The sequence below is a fragment of the Burkholderia sp. AU28863 genome, assembly GCF_002223195.1.
GTDB lineage: Bacteria > Pseudomonadota > Gammaproteobacteria > Burkholderiales > Burkholderiaceae > Burkholderia > Burkholderia sola.
The window spans coordinates 1,286,570-1,312,671 of record NZ_NKFE01000003.1; the positions used below are offsets into that span (position 1 = coordinate 1,286,570).

The following is a 26,102-nucleotide window of genomic DNA, read 5'->3' on the forward strand; positions in this document are numbered from 1 at the left end:
CCTCGATGGCAGGCAGGCGCAGCCGCCCGCGTACTTGGTGCGGTACGCGCCGGCACGGCCGTTGCGTGGCCAGCGACGCTCGCCGCGAAACGTGTCGGCAAGCTGCATCACGATCATTTGCGCTTCCGGAAACGCGCGGGCACGCCGCATGCGCTGCATTGCTTCGTGCTCGACTGTTCTGCGTCGATGCTGTCGCATGACCGGCTCGCGCTCGCGAAGGGGCTGATCGTCGCGTATTTCGATCAGGCCGCGCGCGAGCGCGCCGAAACCGCGCTGGTCTGCTTCGGCGGCAACGGCGCCGCGCGGCGCTTCGGCCCGGCCGTGCCGCGCTGGTGGAATGCACGCTGGCTCGAGCCGGTCGATGGCGGCGGCGGCACGCCGCTCGCGGACGGCATCGCGACCGCCGCGCAGCTGCTTGCCCGCGCCGCGCGCCGCGAGCCCGGCAAGCAGCGCTGGCTGTGGGTGCTGTCCGACGGCCGCACGCGCGAGATGCCGGCCAGACCCGCGGCGGCCGATCACGTCGTGTTCGTCGACTTCGACGATGCGGCCGTGCGGATCGGGGAGGGCGCGCGGCTCGCCGCGGCGTGGGGCGCACAGTGGGTGACGGCCGACGCGCTTCGCACGGATCTCGCCGGCTGATGGCCGGGCGGCGGTGCGCTATGATCGACGTTTGCGCTTCTGCCCACTGGAAACTCCCGCCATGCAAGTACTGGTCGATGCCGACGCGTGTCCCGCCGTCATCAAGGACATGCTGTTTCGCGCCGCGCGCCGTGCCGAAATCTGCGTGACGCTGGTCGCGAACCAGTTTCTGCGTACGCCGCCGTCGCCGTTCATCAAGGCGGTGCAGGTACCGGCCGGTTTCGACGTGGCTGATGCGCGCATCGTCGAGCTGGTGGAAGCCGGCGACCTCGTGATCACCGCCGACATCCCGCTGGCCGCCGCCGTGCTCGACAAGGGCGCGCATGCGCTCGACCCGCGCGGCAACTGGTTCAGCCGCGAGAACATCGAGGAGCGCCTGTCGACGCGCGCAATGATGGATCAGTTGCGCAGCGCCGGCATCGACACGGGCGGCCCGGCGCCGTTCAGCGCGCGCGACGGCAAGACGTTCGCGTCGCAGCTCGACCGGTTCCTGGTGCGGCACGGCAAGCCGTAACGGCACACGTCGATGCCCGGTCAGGACGCAGGTTCGCGCCGTTCAGCGATACCAGCGCGGCGTATAGACCCACTCGTGCCCCTCACCGATCGAGAAGCGCCGCGTCGTCGACGAGCCGACGATCACCATCGTGCGCATGTCGACCTGGTCGCTGCGCAGTGCGCCGAGGGTCGTCGTCGCAAGCGTCGCGCCCGGCCGGCCGATGTCGCGGCCGAGCACGACCACCGTATCGGCCGCGCGATGCGCACGCACGATGTCGAGCGCGCGGTCGAGCTGCCACGGCCGCGCGCGCGAAATCGGGTTGTAGAACGCCATCACGAGATCGGCTTGCGCCGCGTGTTGCAGGCGCGTCTCGATCACGTCCCACGGCTTCAGGTTGTCCGACAGCGAGATCGCGCAGAAATCGTGGCCGAGCGGCGCGCCGGCCTGCGCGGCCGTGGCGAGCGACGCCGAGATGCCGGGTTCCACGCGCAGATCGACCGCGGCCCATTGCGGGTTACGCGCTTCGTCGAGCGCTTCGAGCACGGCCGCGGCCATCGCGAAGACGCCTGGGTCGCCCGACGATACGACCGCGACGCGCCGGCCCTCGGCCGCCAGTTCGAACGCATGGCGCGCGCGCTGCATTTCCTCGCGATTGTCGGTGCCGTGCACGCGCTGGTCTGCCCGAAACGGGCCGGCCATGTTCACGTAGGTCGTATAGCCGAGGATGTCGGTCGCGTCCGCGAGCGCCGCGCCCGCGGCCGGCGTGAGCCATGCGGCGCCGCCCGGGCCGAGACCGAGTACCGTCAGGCGGCCGCGCGCGCGGCCGAGCGTGGCGGGGTCGACCGGCTGCGACGCGACCGCGCACGCGAGACCGTGCAATGCCGCGCGCATCGTGTGGGTGGCGCGCAGTGCACGGCCGAGCAGCGTGGCGGCGTCGGCGGGCGCGTCGCGGTCGCTATCGACGAAATCACCATCGACGAAACGCAGCGGCACGTCGAGCGTGCTCGCCGCTGTTTCCAGCGCGGCGTCGCCGATAGCCGACGCCGGCGCGACGATGGCCGCGAGCGCCAGCCGCGCGAGGCCCTGTGCGTCGAGCATGGCGTCGATGCGCGCAGCAAGCGCTTCATCGGCACGCACGGCATCCGCGGCAACACCGACCACCACGCTGCGAGGATGGATCACGAGTTCGTCGCGCGCGCCGCGCCATGCGTCGGGCGTCACGCGGATCGCATGCGCGGCCGCGTCGTCGCGCGGCAGCGCGGCATCGTCGAGCCACGGCGCGGCGCCGTCGATGCGCGTCGACGCGCCCGCGAGCAGGTCGGACACGAAGCGCTTGCCCTGCGCGAGATCGGCGAGCGCATACCCTTCGGGCGGATTGAGCACGCACGCGCCGAAACGCAGTTCGCCGCTGGTCGTGATCGCCGGCGCGACGCCGACGCATGCGGCGATTTCGCGCGCGATCACGTTGACGCCCGTCAGCCCGCCGAGCAGCGGCACGACGGCCGAACCGTCTTCCGCAACCGCGAGCACGGGCGGCTCGACACCCTTGTCGGCCAGCGCGGGCGCGAGGCAGCGGATCACGATGCCGGCCGCGCACAGCGCGACGATCGGCAAGCCGCGCGCATAGAGTTCGCGCAGGTGCGCGCCGAGTTCGTCGAACGGCACGTCGGCATCGACGCGCGATGCGAGACCGTGCACGAGGGCGCCTGGATAACGCGCCTGGATACGTCGCGCGGTATCGAGCGCGCCCGCGCCGAGTATCACGATCGCGGGCGGCGTCGTCATCCTTGCCATTTTTCCCCCGGCACGACGAGCAGCGAGAAATACGGCGACGCCATCGGATCGACTTCGTCGAGCGGCACGATGCGCTGGTTCGCCATCGTCGCGCGCTCGACGTACAGCGCGCGCTTCGCGAGCCCGAGTTCGTCGAGCACGCGCCGCACCTTGTCGAAATTGCGGCCGAGCTTCATCACGACGGCCGCGTCGGCCCGCGCGAGGCGTTCGCGCAGTTCGTGCTCGGGCAGCACGCCCGACAGCACCGACAGGCTCTGGTTGCGATAGACGAGCGGCTGGCCGAGCACGGCCGTGCCGCCGAGCATCGCGCATACGCCGGGAATCACCTCGGCGTCGTAACGCGGCGCGAGCCGGTCGTGCAGGTACATGTACGAGCCGTAGAAGAACGGGTCGCCTTCGCAGATCACCGCGACGTCGCGGCCTGCATCGAGGTGCGCGGCGACGATCTCGGCCGCGGTGTCGTAGAAATCGGCGATCACCGTCTCGTAGCACAGCGGAGGGGGCAGCGCCTCGGTCGTAACCGGGTAGACCAGCGGCAGTTGCGTCTGAGCGTCGAGCAGGTGCGCCTCGACGATGCCGTACGCGTTGCCTTTCTTGCCCTTCGCGACGAAATACGCGACCACGGGCGCCGCCTGCAGCACGCGTAGCGCCTTGATCGTCATCAGTTCGGGATCGCCGGGGCCGACCCCGACGCCGAACAGCCGTCCGCGCGCGCTCGTCATTCGACCTCCGTCGCAAGCGCATTGACCGCGGCGGCGGCCATCGCGCTGCCGCCGCGCCGGCCGAGCAGCGTGACGTACGGCACGCCGCGGCTGTCGGCGTCGAGCGCCGCCTTCGATTCGGCCGCGCCGATGAAGCCGACCGGGAAACCGACGATCAGCGCGGGGCGCGGCGCGCCGGCGTCGATCATGTCGAGCAGGTGGAACAGCGCGGTCGGCGCGTTGCCGATCACGACGACGCTGCCCGCGAGATGCGGACGCCACAGTTCGAGCGCGGCGGCCGAACGCGTGTTGCCGAGGCGCTGCGCGAGGCCCGGCACCTCTGGCTCGCCGAGCGTGCAGATCACGCGGTTGGCCGCGGGCAGCCGCGCGCGCGTGATGCCTTCGGCGACCATCCTCGCGTCGCACAGGATCGGCGCGCCGGCCGCGAGCGCGGTACGGCCGGCCGTGCCGGCGCCGGCGGAGAAGCGCAGGTCGTACACAACGTCGACCATCCCGCTTGCGTGGATCACGCGTACCGCGAGTTTCTCGAGATCGGGCGGCACCTGCGACAGGTCGGCCTCGGCGCGGATCGTCGCGAACGACTGGCGGTAGATTTCCTGCCCGTCGCGAATGTAGTCAAGCATCGGTGGTGTCCTGGCTGTGCCGCGCGTCCATGAGTCGGACCGCGGCCTGGTCAATCGTCAGACGGCGCGCGAGCGGGGCGCCGAGGCCCGCGGCCGCGTCGCGCCGATAAAGGTCGTAGTGTGCGGGCGCCACCGCGACGAGCGTATGCGCGGCAGCGTGCGGCAGCGCGCAGTGGCGTTCGCAACCGGTCAGATGCACGTCGAGCGGATGGCCAGCGCGCGCGGCGAGCACGCGCGCGTCGTGCTTCGTGTCGGCGCGCGCTTTCGCGCAGCCCGCGCTGCCGGTGCAGGCGACGAGCGTCGCCAGCGGGTCGGACGCTGCGCACACGAGCCCGAGCGATGCGAGGGCTTCGCGCGCCGCAGCCGCGCGTTCGTTCGGCACGCCGTGCATGAACACGCCTTGCCACGGCGTCATCGACAGCGTGCCGTCGCCGTCGGCTTCGGCCAGCGCGGCGAGCCGCTCCAGTTGCGCCGCGTCGAGCCGCCCGAGCGCGAATTGCGCGCCGACGCTGCAGCGCGCCGCGTCGCGCGACGGGTATGCGCCGAAACGCAACGCGGCATCCGCGCGCGGGCGCCGCCAGCCGGCGAGCGTCGGATCGGCCGCGAGCGGGAACGGCAGATCCTGTTGCGCGCGCTCGAGCAGCGCGCGTTCGCTGCACGTCGCCAGCAACGCGCGCATCCGCGTGACGTCGGCCGGCGCGAGATCGAGGAACGCGAGCAGCAGCGCGCGAACCAGTGCGACGCCCTGATCGACCGACACGTCGACCGACGCGGGCCGGTCGCCGTGCGCAACCGGCGGACAGCCGGCCAGCCCCGCCGCGAGACGTACCGCGCCGTCGCCACGGCGCCACGCGGCGAGCCAGATGTCGTGCGGATGATCGAGCGCCGCGACCGCTTCGCCGCCATCGAACTGGATCGAGAACTTCGGCGACAGTTCGCCGCGGCGCGGCTCGCTCGCCAGCATGTCGAGCAGCGGCACGGCGAGCGCGTGGCTATCGACGAGCGCGGCCGGGTCGTGCCCGGCGAGCGGGCTCAGCATCACGTTGCGGATGTCGTCGCTGGCCGCGAGCGCGGCCGCATCGACGGCGGTGTTGTCGGCGCCGGTGCGCGGGCCGAGCCCTGCGTCGAGCAGCGCGTGCGCGAGCGCATCGGCCGCGCCGTCGCGAACGCCGCGCAACTGGAGATTCGCGCGATTGGTCGCATCGATCTCGCCGGAGCCGTACAGGCGCGCGGCGGCGGCGATCGCACGCGCCTGGCGCGCGTCGAGCCGGCCGCCGGGCAGCTTGATCCGGCACAGCCCGCCGTCGGCGGCCGCGACCACGCGCACGAGCCCCGGGCAAGCCGACGGGCGCACGACGGGCGACGCAGGAATCGAATCGGGGGCGGAACTCAACGGGATACCGGAACAGTGTGGCGCCGCGGCCAGCGCATCGGTACACCCCGCCCGACGCCGACTGGCACGCACGCACTTTCTGGCCGGCAGGTCTCCTGGCTGACAGGTCGGCGCCGCCTCCCGGCCTTCCCGGTGAAACCAGTGGCATGAGGGGGAGATCGGCTCGCTGTCTACAGTTGCGGGGGCAGCCACAGCGGCGCGCGGTGCGCCCTGTGTTCCCTCTTCGGCCCCGAAGGGCACCGGCGAACGAACGGCCGTAGGATACCCGATTTCGGCCGCGATTCGCGACCGGCCCGGCGTTCGCGGCGGGCAAAGCGGGCAACGGTCGGGCGCGGGCGGGCCGGCAGATGAAACGCCGGGTGGAACACGGTACCATGCCGTTTTTTGCAATACGGACGGCTGCATCGGCGCTTTCACGGCCGCGCGGCGACACGATGGAATCGAACGATGGGGAAGGGTGCATGACGGCGTGGCTGACGGTAGTGGGCATCGGCGACGACGGTTACGCGGGGCTCGGACGCCACGCGCGGCGCGCGCTGCACGATGCGACCCATGTGGTCGGCGCGAAACGGCATCTCGACATGTTGCCGGCGCGGCTGCGCGCCGCGCGCGAAGCATGGCCGTCGCCGTTCGACCTGTCGGGGCTGCTCGCGCGCCGCGGCGCGCCCGTGTGCGTGCTCGCGAGCGGCGACCCGATGCTGTTCGGCGTCGGCGCGACGCTCGCCCGCGCGCTTTCCCCCGACGAATGGCGCGTCCTGCCCGCGCCGTCGTCGCTGTCGCTCGCGGCCGCACGCCTCGGCTGGGCGCTGCAGGACGTCGGCGCGGTCTCGCTCGTCGGGCGTCCGCTCGCGACGCTCGGGCGCCACCTGCTGCCGGGCCGGCGGCTGTTCGTGCTGAGCGCCGACGGCCGCACGCCGGCCGCGGTCGCGGCCGAACTCGCCGCCCGCGGCTTCGGGCCGACGCGCGTCAGCGTATTCGAACATCTGGGCGGCCCGCTCGAGCGGCGCATCGACGGCCTGGCGCAGGACTGGAACATCGACGAAACCGCCGCGCTCAATCTCGTCGCGCTCGACTGCCGGGCGAGCCCCGACGCGCCGCGCCGCGCGCTCACGCCCGGCCTGCCCGACGACGCGTACCGCCACGACGGCCAGCTCACCAAGCGCGACCTGCGCGCGATGACGCTCGGGCGCCTCGCGCCCGCGGCCGGCGAACTGCTGTGGGACGTCGGCGCCGGCAGCGGCTCGATCGGCATCGAATGGATGCGCGCGCATCCATCCTGCCAGGCGATCGCGATCGAAGCGCATGCGGAACGGCAGCGCTTCATCGAACACAACCGCGATACGCTCGGCGTGCCGGGCCTGCAACTCGTCGCGGGCCGTGCGCCCGATGCGCTCGCGGGGCTCGCCGCGCCCGACGCGATCTTCATCGGCGGCGGCGCGACGGCGCCCGGCGTGCTCGACACGTGCTGGGCGTCGCTGAAACCCGGTGGGCGGCTGGTCGCGAATGCGGTCACACTGCAAGGCGAGATGGCGCTCGCCGCGTGGCGCGATGCGCATGGCGGCACGCTCACGCGCGTGTCGCTCGCGCACGCCGAGCCGCTCGGCCGCTTCGACACGTGGCGACAGCCGCTGCCGGTCACGCTGTACGACGTGCGCAAGCCCGACACGACAGCCGCTGCCGACGCGGCCGGTTCGTCGACTATGTCGAACCCGTCGAACCCAACGGACGCGTGATGCGCGACGAAACCCCCGAACAGCCCGCGCCGCTGCGCTTCGGCTATACGACCGGCAGCTGCGCGACCGCGACGTCGCTCGCGGCGGCACGGCTGCTGCTCGCGGGTCACGCGGACGACGCGGTCGAGATCGTGCTGCCGAAGGGGCAGCGCGTGATGATGCGGCTCGAATTCTGCCGCACCACGGCCGACGGCGCCGAAGCCGGCACGATCAAGGATGCCGGCGACGATCCGGACGTCACGCACGGCGCGCTGATCTTCGCGCGCGTCGCGCTCGCGGCGGCGCCGGGCGTGCGTTTTCATGCCGGGCCGGGCGTCGGCACGGTCACGCGCGCGGGGCTCACGCTGGCGGTCGGCGAACCGGCGATCAACCCGGTGCCGCGCCAGATGATGACCACGCACCTGGAAGCGCTTGCCGCCGAACACGGCTATACGGGTGGTTTCGACGTGACGATCGGCGTCGAAGGCGGCGAGGCGCTCGCGCTGAAGACGATGAACCCGCGCCTGGGCATCGTCGGCGGGCTGTCGATCCTCGGCACGACCGGCATCGTGCGGCCGTTCTCGTGTTCGGCCTATATCGCGTCGATTCATCAGGGTATCGACGTCGCGCGGGCGAACGGCATCGCGCACATCGCCGCCTGCACGGGCAATGCGAGCGAGGATGCGATGCGCGCGCATTACCATCTGCCTGACATGGCGCTGATCGAGATGGGCGATTTCGCGGGCGCGGTGCTCAAGCACCTGCGGCGCGCGCCGATCGCGCGCCTGTCGATGTGCGGCGGCTTCGGCAAGCTGAGCAAGCTCGCGGCCGGCCATCTGGACCTGCACAGCCGCCATTCGAGCATCGATCTGCCGCTGCTCGCGCAGTGGGCGGCGGAAGCCGGCGCGAGCGAGGCGCTGCAGGACGCGATGCGTGCCGCGAACACGAGCCAGGAAGCGTTGAAACTCGCGCAGGCCGACGGCGTGCCGCTCGGCGATCTCGTCTGCGCGCACGCGCTGCGAGTGGCGCGCGACATCGTGCCGCCGTCGGTCGCGGTGGAGATGTTCGCGATCGACCGACAGGGCCGCTTCGTCGGGGAGGCGCGATGAGCCCGCGCATCCTGCTGCTCGGCGGCACCGGCGATGCGCTGAAAATCGCGCGCGCGCTCGGCCCGCATCACGTCTATAGTCTGGCCGGCCTCGGCAAGACGCCCGACGATTTGCGGTGCGACGTGCGCGTTGGCGGTTTCGGCGGCGCAGCCGGGCTGACCGCGTATCTTCGCGACGCCGGCATCGGCCTCGTGATCGACGCCACCCATCCGTATGCCGCGCAAATCAGCGCGAACGCCGCGGCGGCGACGCGCGACGCAGGCGTGCCGCTGTGGGCACTGCGCCGCGCGCCGTGGACGCCGCAACCGGGCGACGACTGGCGGATGGTCGACGACTGGGCCGGCATCGAGGCCGCGCTCGCGCCGTTCAGGCGTCCGCTGTTCACGCTCGGCCGCGAACCGCTCGCGCACCTCGACGCGATCCCGCCGCACCAGTACTGGCTCGTGCGCTGCCTCGATGCGCACCCCGGCAACGCCCGCGCACAGGTCATCGCCGCGCGCGGGCCGTTCACGCCTGACGGCGAGCGCGCGCTGTTCGCGCTGGCCGGCATCGACATCGTCGTCAGCAAGAACAGCGGCGGCGCGGCCACCGAGGCCAAGCTCGACGTCGCGCGCGAACGCAGGCTGCCCGTCGTGATGCTGCGCCGGCCGCCGCTGCCCGATGCCGACCGCGCGTTCGACTCGGTCAACGCGCTCATCGACGCACTCGATCCGGCCGCGCGCGCGTGACGCGACGCAGCGGGCCATCCCACGAATTGACGGAGAATTTTCGATGACGGTGTACTTCATCGGCGCGGGCCCCGGCGACCCGGAGCTGATCACGGTGAAAGGCCAGCGCCTCGTGCGCACGTGCCCGGTGATCCTGTATGCGGGCTCGCTCGTGCCGGCCGCCGTGCTCGACGGTCATTGCGCGGAGCAGGTTGTCAACACGGCCGAGCTCGACCTCGATGCGATCGTCGCGCTGCTTGCCGCCGCGCACGCGAAAGGGCAGGACGTCGCGCGCGTGCATTCGGGCGACCCGTCGCTGTACGGCGCGATCGGCGAGCAGATCCGCCGCCTGAAAGCGCTCGGGATTCCGTACGAAATCGTGCCGGGCGTGACGGCCACGGCCGCATGCGCGGCGACGCTCGGCGTCGAGCTGACGCTGCCCGGCGTCGCGCAGACGGTGATCCTCACGCGCTTCGCGGGCAAGACGACGATGCCGGAAGGCGAAGCGCTCGGCGCGCTCGCCGCGCATCGCGCGACGCTCGCGATCCATCTCGGCGTGCGTCATCTCGCGCGCATCGTCGACGAAGTGCTGCCGCATTACGGCGCCGCTTGCCCGGTGGCCGTGATCTATCGCGCGAGCTGGCCCGACGAGGAACGCGTGACGGGCACGCTGGCCGACATCGTCGGCAAGGTGCAGGGCACGCAGATCGAGCGCACCGCGCTGATCCTGATCGGGCGCGTGCTCGACGCCGAAGGGTTCGCGGATTCGACGCTGTACGCGAGCGCGGGCTGACGCACGCGCGCCAGCGCCACTGGCCCGCGGCGTCGCTCAGGCCCGCGCGACGTGCCGCGCCAGCTTCGGTGCAAACCCGGCCGCGAGCACGAACAGCACCGCGCACAGGCACGCCATCGCGATCCACGCGGGCGTCAGGTCCGCGAGATGCTCGCGCACCAGGCCGGCCGCGAATGGGAACACGCCCGCCACCAGGTAGCCGACACCCTGCACGAACCCCGTCAGCGACGCGGCATCGGCCGGCGTGGCCGCATGGTCGACCGTGACGATCAGCGACAGCGGAAACAGCGCGCCGATCCCCGCGCCGAGCAGCAGCGCGGCAGGCAACGCGAGCGCGTCGGGCGCGGCCAGCATCACCAGCAAGCCGACGAACAGCGACGCGATCGCCGCATGCAGCGCGGGCCGGCGATCGGGCAGGCGATCGATGGTCGCGGAAATCGTCAGCCCCGCGACGACTTCCGCGAGCGTCACGCCGCCGAGCAGGCTGCCGGCCGCGGTCGGCGACCAGCCGAGCCGCATGTAGTACGGCGGCAGCCACGCGAGCACGAGCGTGTAAGCGCCGGTCGCGATGCCGAAGAACAGCGCGAGCCGCCATGCGCGCGGCGAGCGCAACGGCCGTGCATTCGATACCGACGCCGGCCCGGCGGCAAGCGCGTCGCCGCCACGGCTCGCCAGCGGCCAGGCCAGCGCGGCGAGCGCCGCCGGCAGCGCCCAGCCCGCGAGCGCGGCGAGCCAGCCCCAGCGCGCCGCGGCGAACGGCGCGACGACGCTCGCGAGCACCGCGCCGCCCATGATCGACGTCGAATAGACGCCCATCGCGCCGCCGATGCGCGTCGCGAAATGCGCCTTCACGAAGCCGGGCAACAGCGCCTGCACCATCGCGATCCCGACACCCGCGCAGCACGCGCTCGCGAGCAGCAGCCATGCGTGCTGCGCACCGACGCGCGACGCGCAAGCCAGCCCGATCAACGCGACGCCGAGCCACACGCCGCCCGCGATCCCGGTCATGCGCTGCAGGCGCCGCGCGCTCAGCGCGCCGAGCCCCATCAGCAGGATCGGAATCGTCGTCAGCAGGCTGGCCGCGCCGTCGCCGATACCCGTTGCGCGCTGGATCATGTCGAGCAGCGGGCCGATCGCCGCGAGCGCCGGCCGCAGGTTCAGCCCGACGAGCACGATCGCGGCGAGCCGCCATCCAGGGGAAGTGAAGCGATTCATCGCAAGGCCCTCGATATCGGTGCGCGGCTGCCAGCAAGGCGCCGCGCGTTTTTCAGGTAAAGTATCTCGACATCAAGATAAATGCAGATTTGTCTCGACGTCAAGATAACTGGTAGACCGAGGAGGGTTAATGGATCGAGCCGAGCATGCGCTCGCGCAATGGCGCGCCGAGCGTCCGGATCTCGACGCAACGTCGATGGTGGTGATGGGGCGGTTGCAGGAAGCCGCGCTCGTGATCGCGCGCGACCGTCTCAATCCGCTATTCGCGCGCTACGGCATGCAGCCGGGCGAATTCGACGTGCTCGCGACGCTGCGGCGCGGCGGCGCGCCGTTCGCGCTGACGCCGACCGCGCTGTACGACGCGCTGATGATGTCGTCGGGCGGAATGACCGCGCGCATCGACCGGCTGCAGAAGGCCGGCTGGGTCGAGCGCCGGCCGAATCCGGCCGACGGGCGCGGCACGCTCGTCGCGCTGACGGATGCCGGGCGAGCGCTGATCGACGAAGCGGTTGTTGCGCATATCGATAACCAGCGTGCGGTGCTGGCTGTGTTGTCGGCGGCGGAACAGGCGCAGTTGTCGCACTTGCTGGGAAAACTGTTGGCGGGGCTGGACGCCGGGGCGCCTGAAGAGGAGCAAGAGACGCCGCGTTGAAGACTGCGTGATGGAAACGTACGCGGCGGGCAAAAAAGCTCTTCGGAATTTTCGTGGACGTCGCTTGCCGACCCGTTGCGGTCAGTCCGGCTTTTGCGCGCGGACGGCTCAACCAACGCCATACCCGCCATTAGGCAATATTTGCAATGCCCTTTCGCAACACTTCAGCCCGCCAAGTCCTTGATCGGCGTTCCGATAATCAGCAACTCAAAGAGCGCCTGTAGTTGTCGCTCCAGCTGATCCGGTTTTGCTTGCGCCAATGCGGCCATCTCGACGACCTGCCGCATGACCTGGAAGCCGGCAATGACCGCGAGAAACATCGCGGCCCGCTGCGAGGTTGCTTCGCCGGGCAGCAGCTCGCTTAACGGTCGGGCGAAGTGCGTTTCGAACTTGCTGCGCAGAATGGCGGTAGCCTGCCTGTTGTTGGCCGACCGCAGCATGATGAGAAACCCGTCCATCGAGGTGATGTCCGGTGCTGTCTTCGCCACGAGCGCGGCAGCGACATCGCGGCATAGTGTCGATACGTCAGGCGCGTTGGTCATCACTTCCCGAGTGAGGATGCCCGGCGCCGACAGTACCACGTCGACTACCTCCTCGAACAACTGTTCCTTGGACCCGAAATAACGATTCACGAGCATCGCGGTGACGCCCGCCTTCTCAGCGATCTCGCGCACGCCGACATCGTAGCCCGACTGCGTAAATGCCTGTCGCGCGGCTGCGAGGATCGCCTCGCGCGTAGCCGCGCCTTTCTTGCCCAGCGTTTTCATTAATCAAACACCCGTAGATTTTTTGAACATAAAAGTATACGATTGTATAAGTTTACGGTGATCAAGGGAAAACACTCATGGATTTGAATCTGAGGGGAAAGCGTGCGCTGGTGACGGGATCGACGGCCGGACTCGGTGAGGCGATTGCCAAGATGCTCGCGGCGGAAGGTGCAACGGTGGTCGTTCATGGCCGAAGTGGTGATCGCGCAGCGGCGGTCGCGGCAGCGATCACAGCGGCGGGCGGCCATGCCGAAGTCGCACTGGGCGATCTTGCAAGCGATGCGGGCGCCAATGCCGTGGTTGCCCAGGCGACCGAAGGGGGAGCCATCGACATCCTGGTCAATAACGCCGGCTATTATCACCACCTGACCTGGAACACGGCCTTACCCGACAAGTGGATGGAGAGCTATGAGGTCAACGTACTGTCCGCCGTGCGCATGATCCAGCGGCTGGTGCCCGCCATGCGCGAGCGTGGGTGGGGCCGCGTAATCCAGATCGGCGGTGGGCTCGCCGGTCAGCCGGTCCCCATGCAGCCTGACTACAACGCGTCGCTTGCCGCCAGGCACAACCTCGCTGTATCGCTCGCCCGCGACCTCAAGGACTCCGGCGTGACCTCGAATATCGTGGCGCCGGGCGCGATTCTCGTGCCTGCCGTCCGGGAACTGCTCGAGCACATTGCTCCGCAGCACGGATGGGGCCAAACGTGGGAGGAGATCGAGCGTGGCTTCGTTCGCGACATGGTGCCCAACGACGTCGGCCGTCTTGGTCGTCCCGAAGAGATCGCGGCCGCGGTTGCTTATCTCGCAAGCCACTATGCCGATTACGTGAGCGGCGCCACGATCCGCGTAGATGGTGGCACGATCCGCTCTGCGTTCTGATCGGGCACACGCGGAGCGTGCGAACATGGCGGGCAATCCGAGGATTCGTGCGAGGCAAAGGGCCGCTCACGGGCGGAAATTCGTCGTTTGAATTTCCGAAGCAGCAACGACGTGTATGACGGCGATTGGCCGAGCACCGACAGTCTTCCAGCGGTCCCCGACAATTCGCGATGAGCAGAAAATGCCCACCGCGCATTGCGGTGGGCTGGCTCGAGCGTGGCTCGGGCGGCATGCCCGCTGCCGCCCCGTCACTCAGCCCCGTGCCGGAATATTGAGCCCTCGCTCGACAGCCGGCCGCGCAACAAACGCGTCGAGCACCCGCTTGACGTGCCGGAATTCACCGAATCCGACCAGATCGCCCGCCTCGTAGAAGCCGACCAGGTTGCGCACCCACGGGAAGATCGCGATGTCGGCGATCGTGTAGGTATCGCCCATCATCCACTGGCGCTTCGCGAGATGCGCGTCGAGCACGCCGAGCAGGCGCTTCGATTCGGCGACGTAGCGGTCGCGCGGACGCTTGTCCTCGTAATCGCGGCCGGCGAACTTGTGGAAGAAGCCGACCTGGCCGAACATCGGCCCGATGCCGCCCATCTGGAACATCACCCACTGGATCGTCTCGTAGCGGCCCGCGAGATCCTTCGGGATCAGCTGGCCCGTCTTGTCCGCGAGATAGATCAGGATCGCGCCCGATTCGAACAGCGGCAGCGGCTGGCCGTCGGGGCCGTTCGGATCGATGATCGCCGGGATCTTGTTGTTCGGGTTCAGCGACAGGAATTCGGGCGACAACTGGTCGTTCGTGTCGAAGCGCACGAGGTGCGGCTCGTACGGCAGGCCGGTTTCCTCGAGCATGATCGACACCTTGACGCCGTTCGGCGTCGGCAGCGAGTAGAGCTGGAGACGGTCGGGATGCTGGGCCGGCCACTTTTGCGTGATCGGGAAGGCGGACAGATCGGGCATGAAGGTTCGCTCGTCGAAGTGAATGATCCGCGCTGCGCCCGTGCCGCCGCGCTCGTGCACGGTTCGCGGCGGCAGGGCGGAGCGCGCCGAAAGCGCCCACTGTAGCCGATCCGGGGAATCGATGCAGGGGTCGGTCGTCCGGCGCGATAGCCGTGCCCGGCGTCGCTCACGATGCCGCAAGACACGGCAAGCCCCCCGGCTCCGGCGGCCGCCGGACAGCTACGGCCCGACGCGTTCCGTCTTCCACCGAGATACGACGTCCTACACGACGTGTCAGGCGATGGCGCAACCGCCGGCAAAATCGACCCCAACGCAATTCATCAACCAACGGAAGCTTTTTGTCAGGGAAAGTCCCGCCCCGCATCCCGTGGTTTTTTGTTGACCGACATCGTATAACGCCGTCATGATTTCCTGACAAGAAAGGTCCCTTCCATCGACCGAAGTGAGGAGACATGAACACCACCCCGATCGCTCGCCGCGTCCGCCGGATCGCACTCGCCCTGGGCTTCGCGCTGTCGGCCGCCGCCGTTGCCGCCCCCGTATCGCTGAACATCGTCGACGTCGCAGGCAACCTGCAGTTGACGCAGAAGGCCATCGAGGCGTTCAAGGAGAAGAATCCGGGGCTCGTCGCGAGCGTCACGTTCACGAACGCACCCGCGCCGCAGTTGCCGGGCAAGATCAAGGCGATGCAGGCGGCGGGGCGCTCCGACATCGATCTCGTGCTGACGGGCACCGACGCACTGGCCGCCGGCATCGAACAGAACCTGTGGCAGAAGCTCCTGCCCGACAACGCGGCCGCGCTTCCCGGCGTGCTGGACAAGTACGCGCCCGGCCCGCGCAAGATGCAGGATCTCGCGCAGGGCTTCGGCCTCGAAGTGACCTACATGCCGGCCGGCCCGCTGCTCGAATACAACCCGGCGAAGGTCAGCGACCCGCCGAAGACGCCCGACCAGTTGCTCGCGTGGTGCAAGGCGCATCCGAACAAGCTGATCTATGCGCGCCCGGCGAACTCCGGCCCCGGCCGCACATTCCTGATGGGGCTGCCGTACGTGCTCGGCGACAAGAATCCGCAGGACCCGATCAACGGCTGGGACAAGACCTGGGCGTTCCTGAAACAGTTGAACGACTGCGTGCCGTATTACCCGGGCGGCACGTCGGCGGTGATGAAGGAGCTCGGCGAAGGCACGCGCGACATGACCGTGACCGTCACCGGCTGGGATCTCAACCCGCGCGCGCTCGGGATCGTGCCGGCCGAATTCAGGGTCCAGGCGTTCGACAACATGACGTGGGTGAACGACGCGCACTACATGGTGATCCCGAAGGGCGTGCCGAAGGAAAAGCTCGACGTGCTGTTCAAGCTGATGAATTTCCTGCTCGAGCCCGCGCAACAGGCGATGACCTACGACGACGGCTACTTCTATCCGGGCCCGGCGGTGAAGGGCGTGACGCTCGAGATGGCGCCCGCGCACAGCCAGGAAGTGATCAGGAAATTCGGCCGCCCCGAATACGCGAAGCTGCTCGCCGATCGCCCGCATGTGCAGCCGCTCAACGCGCAGGCGATGGTCGCCGCGTTCCAGAAATGGGACCGCGAGATCGGTTCGCAGAAGTCGAAATGACGGCTGAACCGGCGGGCGTCGCGGCGCCCGCGTCGATGGAGTTCGTGGAATGAAGCACAGTTTCGAACGGTTGCGGCTCGACGGCGTGTGCCGCAGTTTCACCAATGCGGAAGGCGCGCAGGTCGCCGCGCTGAACGGCCTCGACCTCGAGATCCGGCGCGGCGAATTCATCGCGCTGCTGGGCCCGTCGGGTTGCGGCAAATCGACCGCGCTGAACTGCATCGCCGGGCTGCAGCCGCTCACGCGGGGGGGTATCTGGCTCGACGACACGCGCATCGACGTGCTGCCGCCCGAGCGTCGCGGCTTCGGGATGGTGTTCCAGAACTACGCGCTGTTTCCGCACATGTCCGTGCTCGACAATGTCGGCTTCGGCCTCAAGATGCGCGGCGTGGCGAAGCAGGAAACGCGGCGGCGCGCACAGCAGGCGCTCGAACTCGTGCAACTGGTCGGTCACGAAGGCAAGCTGCCCGGGCAACTGTCGGGCGGGCAGCAGCAGCGTGTCGCGATCGCGCGCGCGATCGTGATCGAGCCGCCGCTCGTGCTGATGGACGAGCCGCTGTCGAACCTCGACACCAAACTGCGCATCGAGATGCGTGCGGAGATCCGCCGCATCCACACGCAACTCGAACGCGCGACGATCTACGTGACGCACGACCAGGACGAGGCGCTGTCGATGGCCGACCGCATCGTCGTGATGAAGGAGGGCGTCGTGCAGCAGGTCGCGTCGCCGAAGGACGTCTACACGCGCCCGCACAATCTGCACGTCGCGCGTTTCATGGGCTATCGCAACGTGCTGCCGTTCACGCTCGAAGGGATGGCCGGCGACGGCGTTCGAGTGACAGCCGGTGGCGTGCGCCTCGTCGGTGTGCCGATGGCCGGCTTCGACGCGAAGGAAGTCGTGATCGCGCTGCGCCCCGACGATATCGAGCGCGCGGAAGCGGGTGCCGACAATGCGTTCGACGCGACGGTCGAGACGGTCGAGTACGGCGGCCGCGACTCGCTGATCCGCGCGATCACGCCGTTCGGCGCGATCTGGGCGCGCGTGGCCGGCGAGTTCGCGCAAGGCGAGGCGCTGCGGCTGCGCGTGCCGCCGGCGCGCACGCTCGTCTATGCGGGAGACGCGCAATGAACGGGCTGCACCAATCGGCATGCGCGGGGGTACCTCGTCCGGAGGCCGCATGAGCACGCTCGCGACCGGCGGCGCGCCGCGCGACGCGAAAGCCTGGCTCGTCACGCCGGCGCTCGCGTTCATCGCCGCGCTGTTCATCTATCCGTTCGCGTATGGCCTCGTGCTGTCGTTCCAGCCGACGAACGGCGGCGGCGCGCTCGCGAACTACGTGCAGTTCTTCACCGACACCGCGATGTGGCCGACCGTGCTCGTCACGCTGAAGCTCGCGGTGCCGGCGACGCTGCTCAACGTCGGCATCGCGGTGCCTGTCGCGTTCGCGCTGCGCCGCAATTCGCCGTACCAGAAGTTCGTCACGACGCTGCTCGTGATTCCTGTCACGCTCGGCACGGTGCTCGTCGCCGACGGGATGCTCACGTACTTCGGGCCGAACGGCTGGTTTCCGCAGGCGCTGCAGGGGCTGCGCCTGTACACCGACGAAGTGCGCCTCACGCACAACTACTGGGGCGTGCTGCTGTCGCTGATCGTGTCGGGTTTTCCGTTCGCGTTCCTGCTGATGCTGTCGTACATCAGCGGCATCGACCCGACGCTCGCGCGCGCGGCCGCGACGCTCGGCGCGAACCCGTGGCAGCAGTTCCGGCGGATCTACCTGCCGCTGCTCGTGCCGGGGCTCGCGATGGCCGCATGCCTGTCGTTCGTGCAGGCGTTCTCGGTGTTCCCGTCGGCCGTGCTGCTCGGCGCGCCGGCCGGCCCGACGCGCGTGATCTCGATCGCGGCGGCCGAAGCCGCGTTCGAGAGCTACGACTATTCGCTCGCGTCAGCGATCGCGATCGTGATGGGCTTCGTGCAGCTGCTGGTGGTCGCGTCGATGCTCGGCGCGCGCCGCTTCTTCTATACGGGTGCGGTCACGGGAGGCAAGGGCTGATGGCGACCGACAATCATGCCGCTCGCACGTGGCCGCCGAAGCACGACGCGCGCGGTGCGCAGCCCGTCGATGCAAGGGAGCCGCACCGGATGAAAAGCCATCTCGCCGGCCGCGCCTGGAGGGCGCTCGTCTGGGGGCTGATGACGTTCTTCCTGCTGAACGTGATGCTGCTGATCGCGACCGTCGCGGTGAACTCGGTCGCGACGCGCTGGTTCGGCACGCCGTTGCCGCAGGGCTTCACGCTGCACTGGTATGCGAAGGCGTGGGAAGACTTCCAGCTCGCGAGCGTGCTGTGGGTGACCGTCGAGGTCGTCGGCGCGGTCGTGCTGCTGTCGATCGCGCTCGGCGTGCCGGCCGCGTATGCGCTCGCGCGCGTGCAGTTTCGCGGCAAGCGCTTCGCGCTGCTGGTGTTCCTGCTGCCGCTGATGGTGCCGCCCGTCACCTACGGGATTCCGATGGCGACCGTGATGTACAAGATCGGGCTCGCGGGCACGCTGCCGGGCGTGATCCTCGCGAACCTCGTGCCGGCGCTGCCGTTCGTGATCCTCGTGATGACGCCGTTCATCGAGCAGATCGACCCGAATCTCGAAGCCGCCGCGCGCATCTTCGGCGCGAACACGTCGCGCTATTTCCGCTACGTGCTGCTGCCGCTGCTCGTGCCCGGCATGCTCGCGGCCGGGCTGCTCGTGCTGGTGCGCACGATCGGGATGTTCGAGCTGACGTTCTTCACCGCCGGCCCGAGCACGCAGACGCTCGTCGTCGCGCTGTATTACGCGGTGTTCTCGACCGGCGTGCGCGCGCCGCAGTCGATCGACGCGATGGCGATGATCTACATGGCCATCACGCTCGTGTGGGTCGTGATCGCGCTGCAGTTCGTCAGTCCGACCCAGCTCGTGAGCCGCGTGAAGCAGGAGCGGCAGTAGGCGAGGCGCCGCACGATCGCGCGGGCCGGCAGCCTGTCGGGCAACCGTGCAATTGGTTACAAATGGATACCGCGCACGACACGCGGACGTTGCAGACTACGCGGCGTTCACCCGATCGACGGATATCCATGAAGTTCCAAACGCTGCTGACACTCGCCGGCGCCTCGACGCTGCTGGCCGCCTGCAATCTGCTCCACGACGGTCCCGGCTCGAGCGACGTCGACGCCGCCGTGCGCCGCGCGCTCGAAGCGGAGAACCACGGCGGGCTGAACGCGCTGTTCGGCCAGCCGTTGCCCGTGTCGGCCGACGTCGTGTCGGCGAAACCGGACGGCGACTGCAAGAAGCTCGGCGATCGGACGTACTCGTGCGACGTCGTGGTCACGTGGCGCAACGCCGATTACTCGCCGTCGCGCGCGAACCTCACCTTCGTGAAGGCGGCCGACGGCTCATGGCAGACGTCGGGCGTTGACGCGGCGCTCGTGACCGGCACCGCGAAGTCGCTGATCGACCATATCGGCAAGGCCTGGCCGGGCAATGCGGCGAGCGGCGCGTCGGCGCCGCAGTGACGCGCCGGCGGCAGCCTTCTTCTCCTGCATCCTCCAGGCGGCTGCGCTTGCGCGGGCCGCACTGCTGCTTTTCCCGATAAAAAGGGCGCGAGCGCCGCGTCCATCTCGTTTGAACGCATCCTCGGTATGCGGGCAGAGGTATAGGGAAAACCCTTATCTCAAGGTATAATTTCAGGCATGAGAGAAAGGTCATACCATGCCTGAACGCTTCCAAACCCTTGAAAAATTTGTGTTTTCCCTCGTCGTGATGTCCGCCGTCGTGTGCTCGGCCTTCCTCGCGTACGAACGTCACCCCGAGATCAAGATCGCGCTGCACGAGGGCGAAGCGCTGATGCGCGAGAGCGCCAAGTACTCGGCCATCTGCTCGCCGTCCAAGGTCGACCCTTGCGTCGAGATGTCCGCTTACTGAACCGGCTTTCCGCTTTTCGGACTTGCGCGACGTCACTGCCGGTCTGAATGCCCTGAAGCAGTCTCGTTACGTATTCGGAAACCCGCCGCAAGACAGCGCGAATGCACGATTCCGATACGTGCCGCGTCGCTGCCGTCGGCAGCCCTGCATTCCGTCGGCCCCGCTTCGAGCAATCGAGCGGAGCCGTTCCGTTTGCGCGTGTCACACGACATGCCGCGGCTCGCCGGCGACGAACGCGGCGACGTTGTCCACGAGTTGATCGGCCAGCGCCTGCATTGCTTCGTCACTGGCCCATGCGACATGGGGTGTCAGGATGAACGCCGGATGCGACAGGATCGAGTGAAACGGATGCGCGGCCGGCAGCGGCTCCTGCGTGACCACGTCGAACCCCGCGCCCGCGATCCGTCCCGACTGCAACGCCTCGACGAGCGCGCTTTCGTCCACGAGGCCGCCGCGCGCGGTATTGATCAGCAGCGGCCGGCGCGCCATCCGCGCGAACGCGTGCGCGTCGATCAGATGCCGCGTCGCGGGCGTGAGCGGGCAATGCAGCGTGATCACGTCGCTCACGCGCAGCAGCGTGTCGAGCGACGCATAACCGTCGCCTGCCGCGTCGTCGTGCGCGGCGAACAGCACGCGCATGTCGAGCGCCCGCGCGATGGCGGCCACCGCACGCCCGAGCACGCCGTCGCCGACGATCCCGAGCGTCGAACCGGCCAGGTCGCGAATCGGATGATCGAAGAAGCAGAACTGCCCGCTGGCGAGCCAGCGTCCGTCGCGTACCGCGTCGCGGTACGCGACGAGGCTGCGGCGCAGCGCGAAGATCAGCGCGAACGCGTGCTCGGGCACCGTACGCACCGCATAGCCGCGAATATTGCTCACGACGATTCCGCGTGCCGCACATGTATCGAGATCGACGATATCGGTGCCGGTCGCGGCGATCGCGATCATCCGCAACCGCCGCGCGTCGGCGAGGGTTGTCGCGTCGAGCCGCACCTTGTTCGTCACGACGATGTCCGCATCGCGGATGCGCGCCGCGACTTCGTGTGCGGCCGTCCGGTCGAACGTCTGCGCCACGTGCGGAAACGGAAACGGCTTCAGCACGGTCTGCGGCGACAGCGTCGCGCGGTCGAGCAACACGATCTTCGCGGGAGAGGAAACGGAAAACATGGCGGGTCTCGCTGACAGGCGCCCGGTGGCGCGGAACGGATCCGATTCTGCGGGCGCCGCGCGTCCCGTCGTTTGACCGTTGCGCGAGCGCGCTTTCCGGTATGGAAAGGCTGGCTACCCACACGCAGCCGACAATGTGCTCGCGCCGTCACATCCCTTTCCGTTCCGGAAAGGCTGGTTGACCATCGATCGATTTTCGCGGTGCGCGAACGCCGTCATGATCGCTGTCGTCGACAACACGATTTCATCGGAGACAGTCATGACACGCCCCCTGGACGGCATCCGCGTGCTGGAGCTTGGCCAACTGATCGCCGGGCCGTTCGCGGGCCGGATGCTCGCCGAATTCGGCGCAGACGTCATCAAGGTCGAGCCGCCCGGCGTCGGCGATCCGCTGCGCAAATGGCGGCTGCTGCACGACGGCACGTCGGTCTGGTGGGCCGCGCAGTCGCGTAACAAGGCTTCGCTCACGCTCGACCTGCGCACGCCCGAAGGGCAGGACGTCGTGCGCCGCCTCGTCGCCGACACCGACGTGCTGATCGAAAACTTCCGGCCCGGCACGCTCGAAGGCTGGGGGCTCGGCTGGGACGCGCTGTCCGCGATCAACCCCGGGCTCGTGATGCTGCGCGTGTCGGGCTTCGGCCAGACGGGCCCGTATCGCGACCGCCCCGGCTTCGGCGTGATCGCCGAGGCGATGGGCGGCCTGCGCCACCTGACCGGCGAGCCGGGCCGCACACCGGTACGCGTCGGCATCTCGCTCGGCGATTCGCTGTCGGCGCTGCACGGCGTGATCGGCGTGCTGCTCGCGTTGCGCCATCGTGAACGGCAGGGCGGCAACGGCCAGGTCGTCGACGTCGCGCTGTACGAATCGGTGTTCAACATGATGGAAAGCCTGCTGCCCGAATATGCGGCGTTCGGCGCGGTGCGCGAGCCGGCCGGCAGCAGCCTGCCGGGCATCGCGCCGACCAACGCGTACCGCTGCCGCGACGGCCGGTACGCGCTGATCGCCGGCAACGGCGACAGCATCTTCCGGCGCCTGATGGAACTGATCGGGCGGCCCGATCTCGGCAACGATCCGGCGCTCGCGCACAACGACGGGCGCGTCGCCCAGGTCGCGCGCATCGATGCGGCGATCGGCGAGTGGAGCGCGCGCCACGACCTCGACGACGTGCTCGCCGCGCTGAACGACGCACGCATTCCGTCCGGACGCATCTACGACGTGGCCGACATCGCGGCCGATCCGCACTACCGAGCGCGCGACATGATCGTCGACGCCGCGCTGCCCGACGGCACACCCGTGCTCGTGCCGGGCATCGTGCCGAAACTCGACGCGACGCCCGGGCGCATCGAGCGGCCGGCGCCCGCGCTCGGCGCGGATACCGATGCGGTACTCGAATCGCTCGGCATCGATGCGGCGACCCGCGACGACTGGCGCACGCGCGGCGTGATCTGAAACAACCACCGGGACGAAGACATGACCTGCCATCTGCAACGACTCCATATCCACGAAGTCGCGACCCGCGACGGTTTCCAGAACGAAGTGGCGTTCGTCGACACCGACGACAAGATTGCGCTCGTCGACGCGCTGAGCGCCTGTGGCTACGCGAAGATCGAGGTCACGTCGTTCACGTCGCCGAAGGCGATTCCCGCGCTGCGCGACGCGGAGGCCGTGATGCACGGCATCGCGCGCGCGCCGGGCGTCGTCTATACGGTGCTCGTGCCGAACGTGCGCGGCGCCGAGCGCGCGCTGTCGTGCGGCGTCGACGAGGTCAACCTCGTGATGTCGATGAGCGAGAGCCACAACCGCGCGAACCTGCGGATGACGCGCGAGCAGTCGTTCGCGCAGTTGCGCGACGTGATCGACGCGGTGCGCGGCACGGGGGTGGCGATCAACGTGTCGCTGTCGACCGCGATGGGCTGCCCGATGGAAGGCGACGTGCCGGCCGAAACGGTGCTCGCGTGGATGCAGCGCTTCGCGGACCTCGGCGTGCACGGCTTCACGCTGTGCGACACGACGGGCATGGCGTTTCCGTCGCAGGTGCGCGATTTGTCCCGCCGCGCACGCGAGCGCTTCCGCGCGTTGCAGCTCACGCTGCACTTCCACAACACGCGCGGGATGGCGCTCGCGAACACGCTCGCGGCGCTCGACGCCGGCATCGACCGCTTCGATGCGTCGCTCGGCGGGCTCGGCGGCTGCCCGTATGCGCCGGGCGCGACCGGCAACGCGTGCACCGAGGAGCTCGTGCACATGCTCGAACTCGACGGCTACGAGACGGGCATCGACCTCGCGGCCGTGCTCGCCGCGGCGGCGCGGCTGCCCGCGCTGATCGGGCATGACGTGCCGAGCCAGCTCCTGAAGGCCGGACGCCGCTCGGACCTTCATCCGCCGCCGCGCGCCGACGCCGACGACATGCCCGCGCAGCGCGCTTTCTCTTGAACGTCAACAGAAACAGGAGCGAATGCCATGGCGCTGATCGACCACCTCGATCATCTCGTGCTGACCTGCGTCGATCCGGAGCGGACGAAGCATTTCTACACCGAGGTGCTGCAGATGCAGCTCGAAACCTTCGGCGCGGGCCGGCTCGCGTTCCGTTTCGGTCACCAGAAGATCAACCTGCACGTACGTGGCGCGGAATTCGAGCCGAAAGCGCACCTGCCGGCGCCGGGTGCGCTCGATCTGTGCTTCATCGCGTCGGTCCCGCTCGACGACGTGATCGCGCACCTGCGGCGTGTCGACTGGCCGATCGTCGAAGGGCCCGTCGAACGCACGGGCGCGACGCAGAAGATCCGCTCGGTCTACGTGCGCGATCCCGACCTGAACCTGATCGAAATCGCCGAGCCGATCTGACCTGCCGGGTCCGGCCGCCCGCGCGGGGCGCCGGCACGCCGTGCGCACGACGCAACAGTCCTTCGCCGAAAACGGACAGGCCCGCGCCGCGGCCGCCGATTCCGGATAGCCGTGCGCGGCCGCGCTGCGGATAATGGTGCAACGGCGCCGGCCCGGCCGTCGCCTTCGCCGCGCGCACGGACAAACCGGCCGCGCGCATCCGCAACCCGATCCAAGGCGCTTCCCGAATGACGATCCTCTATCGCGGCATGGACCGCGCGGCGCTCGACGCCGCCTACCTGAACACGAAGGCTGTTCCCGATTTCCCCGCGTTGCTCGCGTCATGCCAGGCGCGCAGCGCGGCGCTGTACGCTGCGACGCCCGGCCGCCGCGACCTGCGTTACGGTGCGCAACCCGCGCAGCGCTTCGACTGGCTGCCGTGCGGGCAGCCCGACGCGCCGCTGTTCGTGTTCGTCCACGGCGGCTACTGGCAACACTGCACGAAGGAGGATTTCGCGTATGCGGCGAGCGGGCCGCTTGCGTGCGGCTACGACGTCGTGCTGGCCGAATACACGCTCGCGCCGATCGCGACGATGACCGATATCGTCGGCGAGATCGGCGCGCTGCTCGACCATCTCGCGGCCGACCCCGACGGCCTCGGCACCGCGGGGCGGCCGATCCACCTGAGCGGCCATTCGGCGGGGGGCCACCTGACGGCCATGTATCGCGCACATCCGGCCGTCGTGTCGGCACTCGCGATCAGCCCGCTCGTCGATCTCGAACCGATCGCGCTGTGCTGCCTGAACGACAAGCTGCAGCTCACCGCGCGGGAGGTCGACGCGTACAGCCCGTTGCGTCATGTCGGACCGGGCGCACCGACCGTCGTCGCGGTCGGCGATGCCGAACTGCCCGAACTCATCCGGCAAGCGGACGAATACGCGACGGCATGTGAAGCCGCCGGCGAGCGGATCGCCCGCACGTGGCTGCCCGGCATGCAGCACTTCGCGGTGCTCGACGATCTCGCGACGCCGGACGGCGCGATGCTCGCCGCATTGCGCGCAATCGCGCCGCGATAGCCCGCGCCATATCGTGCGTATCGCCCGCGCAAGGCCCGGCGTATGATCGGCGTCAGGCCGGCGCGCTGACCGCATATCCGCACGGCCCTCCAGGATCCCGACATGGTGAACCCGCTTCATTTCGATCTGCAGTCGCTGCGCGTGTTCGCGCTCGTCGCCGAGCACGGCAGCCTGACGCGGGCCGCCGAACACGGCCAGCTCACGCTGTCCGCGGTCAGCAAGCGCATCGCCGAACTCGAAAGCGTGACCGGCAGCGCGCTGTTCGTCCGGCATGCGCGCGGCGTCGAGCTGACGCCCGCGGGGCGCGCGCTGCTCGATCATGCGGCGAAAGTGATCGAGCAAGTGAACCGGATGGCGCACGAGATGAGCGACTACGTCGCCGGCGTGCGCGGCCATATCCACGTGTGGACCAACACGTCCGCGATCGTGCAGTTCCTGCCCGCCGATCTTGCCGCGTTCCTCACCGACAACCCCGGCATCAAGGTCAGTCTCGAGGAGCGGCTGAGCCACGAGATCGTCGACGCGCTCGCGTCGGGCAAGGCCGATCTCGGCGTATTCGCCGACAACGTGCCGGCGCCCGGCATCGACCGGCGGCTGTACCGGCGCGACGAGCTCGTGCTGCTCGTGCCGCGCACGCACCGGTTCGCCGCGCGGGACAGCATCCGCTTCGCGGATACGCTCGACGAGGATTACGTGGGATTGAGCGACGGCAGCTCGCTGCTCGCACGGATGACCGACGCCGCGTTCGCGGCCGAGCGCTCGCTGAAGCTGCGGATCCAGGTATCGAATTTCGACGGCGTGAGCCGGATGATCGAGGCCGGCCTCGGCATCGGCGTGCTGCCGCGCGACGCGGTGACCCGCGAGCGCGCGGCGCGGCTCGGTGTCGTGACGCTCGACGACACGTGGGCGACGCGCACGCTGTGGGTCGGCGTGAAAGCCGACACGGTGCTGACGACCGACGTCGCGAAGCTGTTCGATTTCATGTCGGCGCGGTGAATGCGAGGGATGCGATG

Annotated in this window: 27 protein-coding genes and 1 riboswitch; of the genes, 19 read left to right on the forward strand and 8 right to left on the reverse strand. The window is 69.3% G+C overall.

Translation table 11 applies throughout. From position 1 onward, the window contains the following. The first annotated feature begins 102 nt into the window (after positions 1 to 102). Positions 103 to 639, forward strand: a complete 537-nt coding sequence (locus CFB81_RS08300) for a VWA domain-containing protein (protein ID WP_089435037.1) — start codon at positions 103 to 105, stop codon at positions 637 to 639. 61 nt (positions 640 to 700) lie between these two features. Further along, complete coding sequence (locus tag CFB81_RS08305) at positions 701 to 1,153, forward strand: YaiI/YqxD family protein (protein ID WP_089435038.1); 453 nt, start codon at positions 701 to 703, stop codon at positions 1,151 to 1,153. Between the two features lie 42 nt (positions 1,154 to 1,195). Here CFB81_RS08305 and cobJ read toward each other — a convergent pair whose 3' ends face one another. Genes cobJ through cobG form a run of 4 tightly spaced genes read right to left on the reverse strand, consistent with a single transcriptional unit; the run spans position 1,196 to position 5,628 of the window. Then, positions 1,196 to 2,920: a precorrin-3B C(17)-methyltransferase gene (gene cobJ, locus CFB81_RS08310; protein ID WP_089435039.1), complete on the reverse strand. Its 1,725-nt coding sequence runs from the start codon at positions 2,918 to 2,920 to the stop codon at positions 1,196 to 1,198. After that, on the reverse strand, positions 2,917 to 3,651 hold the full coding sequence (locus CFB81_RS08315; RefSeq protein WP_069620718.1) for a precorrin-2 C(20)-methyltransferase: 735 nt from the start codon (positions 3,649 to 3,651) through the stop codon (positions 2,917 to 2,919). Before CFB81_RS08315 ends, cobJ begins: the two co-directional genes overlap by 4 nt. Then, the gene (locus CFB81_RS08320) at positions 3,648 to 4,274 is read right to left on the reverse strand and encodes a precorrin-8X methylmutase (protein WP_089435040.1); all 627 of its coding nucleotides are present in this window, start codon (positions 4,272 to 4,274) and stop codon (positions 3,648 to 3,650) included. The genes CFB81_RS08315 and CFB81_RS08320 overlap by 4 nt, the downstream gene beginning before the upstream one ends. Beyond that, positions 4,267 to 5,628, reverse strand: coding sequence for a precorrin-3B synthase (gene cobG / locus CFB81_RS08325; protein ID WP_306427154.1), 1,362 nt, complete (start codon positions 5,626 to 5,628; stop codon positions 4,267 to 4,269). The genes CFB81_RS08320 and cobG overlap by 8 nt, the downstream gene beginning before the upstream one ends. A gap of 106 nt (positions 5,629 to 5,734) precedes the next feature. Further along, a riboswitch (cobalamin riboswitch) is annotated at positions 5,735 to 5,926 on the reverse strand. 202 nt (positions 5,927 to 6,128) lie between these two features. Between cobG and cbiE the strand changes: the two genes are divergently transcribed. From cbiE to cobM, 4 genes are read left to right on the forward strand one after another with little or no spacing between them, the layout of a single operon-like run. Then, positions 6,129 to 7,400 carry a precorrin-6y C5,15-methyltransferase (decarboxylating) subunit CbiE gene (gene cbiE / locus CFB81_RS08330; RefSeq protein WP_089435042.1) on the forward strand — a complete coding sequence of 424 codons (1,272 nt, stop codon included), beginning with the start codon at positions 6,129 to 6,131 and terminating at the stop codon, positions 7,398 to 7,400. Next, positions 7,400 to 8,488 carry a cobalt-precorrin-5B (C(1))-methyltransferase gene (locus CFB81_RS08335; protein WP_089435043.1) on the forward strand — a complete coding sequence of 363 codons (1,089 nt, stop codon included), beginning with the start codon at positions 7,400 to 7,402 and terminating at the stop codon, positions 8,486 to 8,488. The genes cbiE and CFB81_RS08335 overlap by 1 nt, the downstream gene beginning before the upstream one ends. Continuing rightward, the gene (locus tag CFB81_RS08340; RefSeq protein WP_089435044.1) at positions 8,485 to 9,216 is read left to right on the forward strand and encodes a cobalt-precorrin-6A reductase; all 732 of its coding nucleotides are present in this window, start codon (positions 8,485 to 8,487) and stop codon (positions 9,214 to 9,216) included. The genes CFB81_RS08335 and CFB81_RS08340 overlap by 4 nt, the downstream gene beginning before the upstream one ends. Positions 9,217 to 9,259: 43 nt before the next feature. Further along, on the forward strand, positions 9,260 to 9,988 hold the full coding sequence (gene cobM, locus CFB81_RS08345) for a precorrin-4 C(11)-methyltransferase (RefSeq protein ID WP_089435045.1): 729 nt from the start codon (positions 9,260 to 9,262) through the stop codon (positions 9,986 to 9,988). A gap of 36 nt (positions 9,989 to 10,024) precedes the next feature. On the opposite strand, the gene CFB81_RS08350 is transcribed toward cobM, so the two are convergent. Continuing rightward, on the reverse strand, positions 10,025 to 11,203 hold the full coding sequence (locus CFB81_RS08350) for an MFS transporter (protein WP_089435046.1): 1,179 nt from the start codon (positions 11,201 to 11,203) through the stop codon (positions 10,025 to 10,027). A 130-nt stretch (positions 11,204 to 11,333) separates the two neighbouring features. Between CFB81_RS08350 and CFB81_RS08355 the strand changes: the two genes are divergently transcribed. Continuing rightward, positions 11,334 to 11,855 (forward strand): MarR family winged helix-turn-helix transcriptional regulator, encoded by a 522-nt coding sequence (locus CFB81_RS08355; RefSeq protein WP_089435047.1) that lies wholly within the window; start codon positions 11,334 to 11,336, stop codon positions 11,853 to 11,855. A 164-nt stretch (positions 11,856 to 12,019) separates the two neighbouring features. On the opposite strand, the gene CFB81_RS08360 is transcribed toward CFB81_RS08355, so the two are convergent. Next, a complete protein-coding gene (locus tag CFB81_RS08360) occupies positions 12,020 to 12,622 on the reverse strand; it encodes a TetR/AcrR family transcriptional regulator (RefSeq protein ID WP_089435048.1) in 603 nt (200 codons plus the stop codon). A 77-nt stretch (positions 12,623 to 12,699) separates the two neighbouring features. Between CFB81_RS08360 and CFB81_RS08365 the strand changes: the two genes are divergently transcribed. Next, positions 12,700 to 13,500: an SDR family NAD(P)-dependent oxidoreductase gene (locus tag CFB81_RS08365; RefSeq protein ID WP_069620728.1), complete on the forward strand. Its 801-nt coding sequence runs from the start codon at positions 12,700 to 12,702 to the stop codon at positions 13,498 to 13,500. Positions 13,501 to 13,752: 252 nt separating this feature from the next. Here CFB81_RS08365 and CFB81_RS08370 read toward each other — a convergent pair whose 3' ends face one another. After that, positions 13,753 to 14,457, reverse strand: coding sequence for a glutathione S-transferase N-terminal domain-containing protein (locus CFB81_RS08370; RefSeq protein ID WP_089435355.1), 705 nt, complete (start codon positions 14,455 to 14,457; stop codon positions 13,753 to 13,755). Between the two features lie 452 nt (positions 14,458 to 14,909). Between CFB81_RS08370 and CFB81_RS08375 the strand changes: the two genes are divergently transcribed. The 6 genes from CFB81_RS08375 (at position 14,910) to CFB81_RS08400 (ending at position 20,022) form a co-directional block, all read left to right on the forward strand. Continuing rightward, positions 14,910 to 16,073, forward strand: a complete 1,164-nt coding sequence (locus CFB81_RS08375) for an ABC transporter substrate-binding protein (protein ID WP_069620729.1) — start codon at positions 14,910 to 14,912, stop codon at positions 16,071 to 16,073. Positions 16,074 to 16,122: 49 nt separating this feature from the next. After that, complete coding sequence (locus CFB81_RS08380) at positions 16,123 to 17,202, forward strand: ABC transporter ATP-binding protein (protein WP_089435049.1); 1,080 nt, start codon at positions 16,123 to 16,125, stop codon at positions 17,200 to 17,202. A gap of 49 nt (positions 17,203 to 17,251) precedes the next feature. Continuing rightward, positions 17,252 to 18,124 (forward strand): ABC transporter permease, encoded by an 873-nt coding sequence (locus CFB81_RS08385; protein ID WP_089435050.1) that lies wholly within the window; start codon positions 17,252 to 17,254, stop codon positions 18,122 to 18,124. Further along, positions 18,124 to 19,047, forward strand: a complete 924-nt coding sequence (locus CFB81_RS08390) for an ABC transporter permease (RefSeq protein WP_089435051.1) — start codon at positions 18,124 to 18,126, stop codon at positions 19,045 to 19,047. The genes CFB81_RS08385 and CFB81_RS08390 overlap by 1 nt, the downstream gene beginning before the upstream one ends. A gap of 128 nt (positions 19,048 to 19,175) precedes the next feature. Next, positions 19,176 to 19,613: a hypothetical protein gene (locus tag CFB81_RS08395; RefSeq protein ID WP_059234165.1), complete on the forward strand. Its 438-nt coding sequence runs from the start codon at positions 19,176 to 19,178 to the stop codon at positions 19,611 to 19,613. A 196-nt stretch (positions 19,614 to 19,809) separates the two neighbouring features. Next, positions 19,810 to 20,022, forward strand: coding sequence for a hypothetical protein (locus tag CFB81_RS08400; protein WP_069256690.1), 213 nt, complete (start codon positions 19,810 to 19,812; stop codon positions 20,020 to 20,022). A gap of 201 nt (positions 20,023 to 20,223) precedes the next feature. Here the strand turns inward: CFB81_RS08400 and CFB81_RS08405 are convergent, their stop codons facing one another. Next, complete coding sequence (locus tag CFB81_RS08405) at positions 20,224 to 21,189, reverse strand: D-2-hydroxyacid dehydrogenase (protein WP_089435052.1); 966 nt, start codon at positions 21,187 to 21,189, stop codon at positions 20,224 to 20,226. A 259-nt stretch (positions 21,190 to 21,448) separates the two neighbouring features. On the opposite strand from CFB81_RS08405, the gene CFB81_RS08410 reads away from it, so the two are divergent. The 5 genes from CFB81_RS08410 to CFB81_RS08430 all read left to right on the forward strand — a co-directional run bounded on the left by CFB81_RS08410 (position 21,449) and on the right by CFB81_RS08430 (position 26,085). After that, a complete protein-coding gene (locus CFB81_RS08410; protein ID WP_069620735.1) occupies positions 21,449 to 22,639 on the forward strand; it encodes a CaiB/BaiF CoA-transferase family protein in 1,191 nt (396 codons plus the stop codon). Between the two features lie 21 nt (positions 22,640 to 22,660). Then, positions 22,661 to 23,623, forward strand: coding sequence for a hydroxymethylglutaryl-CoA lyase (locus tag CFB81_RS08415; RefSeq protein ID WP_089435053.1), 963 nt, complete (start codon positions 22,661 to 22,663; stop codon positions 23,621 to 23,623). Between the two features lie 27 nt (positions 23,624 to 23,650). After that, entirely contained in the window at positions 23,651 to 24,034 is a 384-nt protein-coding gene (locus CFB81_RS08420) for a VOC family protein (RefSeq protein ID WP_069620737.1), read from the forward strand. Positions 24,035 to 24,261: 227 nt separating this feature from the next. Beyond that, positions 24,262 to 25,089 (forward strand): alpha/beta hydrolase, encoded by an 828-nt coding sequence (locus tag CFB81_RS08425; RefSeq protein ID WP_089435054.1) that lies wholly within the window; start codon positions 24,262 to 24,264, stop codon positions 25,087 to 25,089. Between the two features lie 102 nt (positions 25,090 to 25,191). Further along, on the forward strand, positions 25,192 to 26,085 hold the full coding sequence (locus CFB81_RS08430) for a LysR family transcriptional regulator (RefSeq protein WP_069620739.1): 894 nt from the start codon (positions 25,192 to 25,194) through the stop codon (positions 26,083 to 26,085). Positions 26,086 to 26,102 lie beyond the last annotated feature (17 nt).

Excerpts from the sequence above, each read along its gene's own strand:
- CFB81_RS08305 (WP_089435038.1), top strand. The coding sequence starts at position 701 with ATGCAAGTACTGGTCGATGCCGACGCGTGTCCCGCCGTCATCAAGGAC.
- cobJ (WP_089435039.1), bottom strand. The coding sequence starts at position 2,920 with ATGACGACGCCGCCCGCGATCGTGATACTCGGCGCGGGCGCGCTCGAT.
- CFB81_RS08315 (WP_069620718.1), bottom strand. The coding sequence starts at position 3,651 with ATGACGAGCGCGCGCGGACGGCTGTTCGGCGTCGGGGTCGGCCCCGGC.
- CFB81_RS08320 (WP_089435040.1), bottom strand. The coding sequence starts at position 4,274 with ATGCTTGACTACATTCGCGACGGGCAGGAAATCTACCGCCAGTCGTTC.
- cbiE (WP_089435042.1), top strand. The coding sequence starts at position 6,129 with ATGACGGCGTGGCTGACGGTAGTGGGCATCGGCGACGACGGTTACGCG.
- CFB81_RS08335 (WP_089435043.1), top strand. The coding sequence starts at position 7,400 with ATGCGCGACGAAACCCCCGAACAGCCCGCGCCGCTGCGCTTCGGCTAT.
- CFB81_RS08340 (WP_089435044.1), top strand. The coding sequence starts at position 8,485 with ATGAGCCCGCGCATCCTGCTGCTCGGCGGCACCGGCGATGCGCTGAAA.
- cobM (WP_089435045.1), top strand. The coding sequence starts at position 9,260 with ATGACGGTGTACTTCATCGGCGCGGGCCCCGGCGACCCGGAGCTGATC.
- CFB81_RS08350 (WP_089435046.1), bottom strand. The coding sequence starts at position 11,203 with ATGAATCGCTTCACTTCCCCTGGATGGCGGCTCGCCGCGATCGTGCTC.
- CFB81_RS08355 (WP_089435047.1), top strand. The coding sequence starts at position 11,334 with ATGGATCGAGCCGAGCATGCGCTCGCGCAATGGCGCGCCGAGCGTCCG.
- CFB81_RS08360 (WP_089435048.1), bottom strand. The coding sequence starts at position 12,622 with ATGAAAACGCTGGGCAAGAAAGGCGCGGCTACGCGCGAGGCGATCCTC.
- CFB81_RS08365 (WP_069620728.1), top strand. The coding sequence starts at position 12,700 with ATGGATTTGAATCTGAGGGGAAAGCGTGCGCTGGTGACGGGATCGACG.
- CFB81_RS08370 (WP_089435355.1), bottom strand. The coding sequence starts at position 14,457 with ATGCCCGATCTGTCCGCCTTCCCGATCACGCAAAAGTGGCCGGCCCAG.
- CFB81_RS08375 (WP_069620729.1), top strand. The coding sequence starts at position 14,910 with ATGAACACCACCCCGATCGCTCGCCGCGTCCGCCGGATCGCACTCGCC.
- CFB81_RS08380 (WP_089435049.1), top strand. The coding sequence starts at position 16,123 with ATGAAGCACAGTTTCGAACGGTTGCGGCTCGACGGCGTGTGCCGCAGT.
- CFB81_RS08385 (WP_089435050.1), top strand. The coding sequence starts at position 17,252 with ATGAGCACGCTCGCGACCGGCGGCGCGCCGCGCGACGCGAAAGCCTGG.
- CFB81_RS08390 (WP_089435051.1), top strand. The coding sequence starts at position 18,124 with ATGGCGACCGACAATCATGCCGCTCGCACGTGGCCGCCGAAGCACGAC.
- CFB81_RS08395 (WP_059234165.1), top strand. The coding sequence starts at position 19,176 with ATGAAGTTCCAAACGCTGCTGACACTCGCCGGCGCCTCGACGCTGCTG.
- CFB81_RS08400 (WP_069256690.1), top strand. The coding sequence starts at position 19,810 with ATGCCTGAACGCTTCCAAACCCTTGAAAAATTTGTGTTTTCCCTCGTC.
- CFB81_RS08405 (WP_089435052.1), bottom strand. The coding sequence starts at position 21,189 with ATGTTTTCCGTTTCCTCTCCCGCGAAGATCGTGTTGCTCGACCGCGCG.
- CFB81_RS08410 (WP_069620735.1), top strand. The coding sequence starts at position 21,449 with ATGACACGCCCCCTGGACGGCATCCGCGTGCTGGAGCTTGGCCAACTG.
- CFB81_RS08415 (WP_089435053.1), top strand. The coding sequence starts at position 22,661 with ATGACCTGCCATCTGCAACGACTCCATATCCACGAAGTCGCGACCCGC.
- CFB81_RS08420 (WP_069620737.1), top strand. The coding sequence starts at position 23,651 with ATGGCGCTGATCGACCACCTCGATCATCTCGTGCTGACCTGCGTCGAT.
- CFB81_RS08425 (WP_089435054.1), top strand. The coding sequence starts at position 24,262 with ATGACGATCCTCTATCGCGGCATGGACCGCGCGGCGCTCGACGCCGCC.
- CFB81_RS08430 (WP_069620739.1), top strand. The coding sequence starts at position 25,192 with ATGGTGAACCCGCTTCATTTCGATCTGCAGTCGCTGCGCGTGTTCGCG.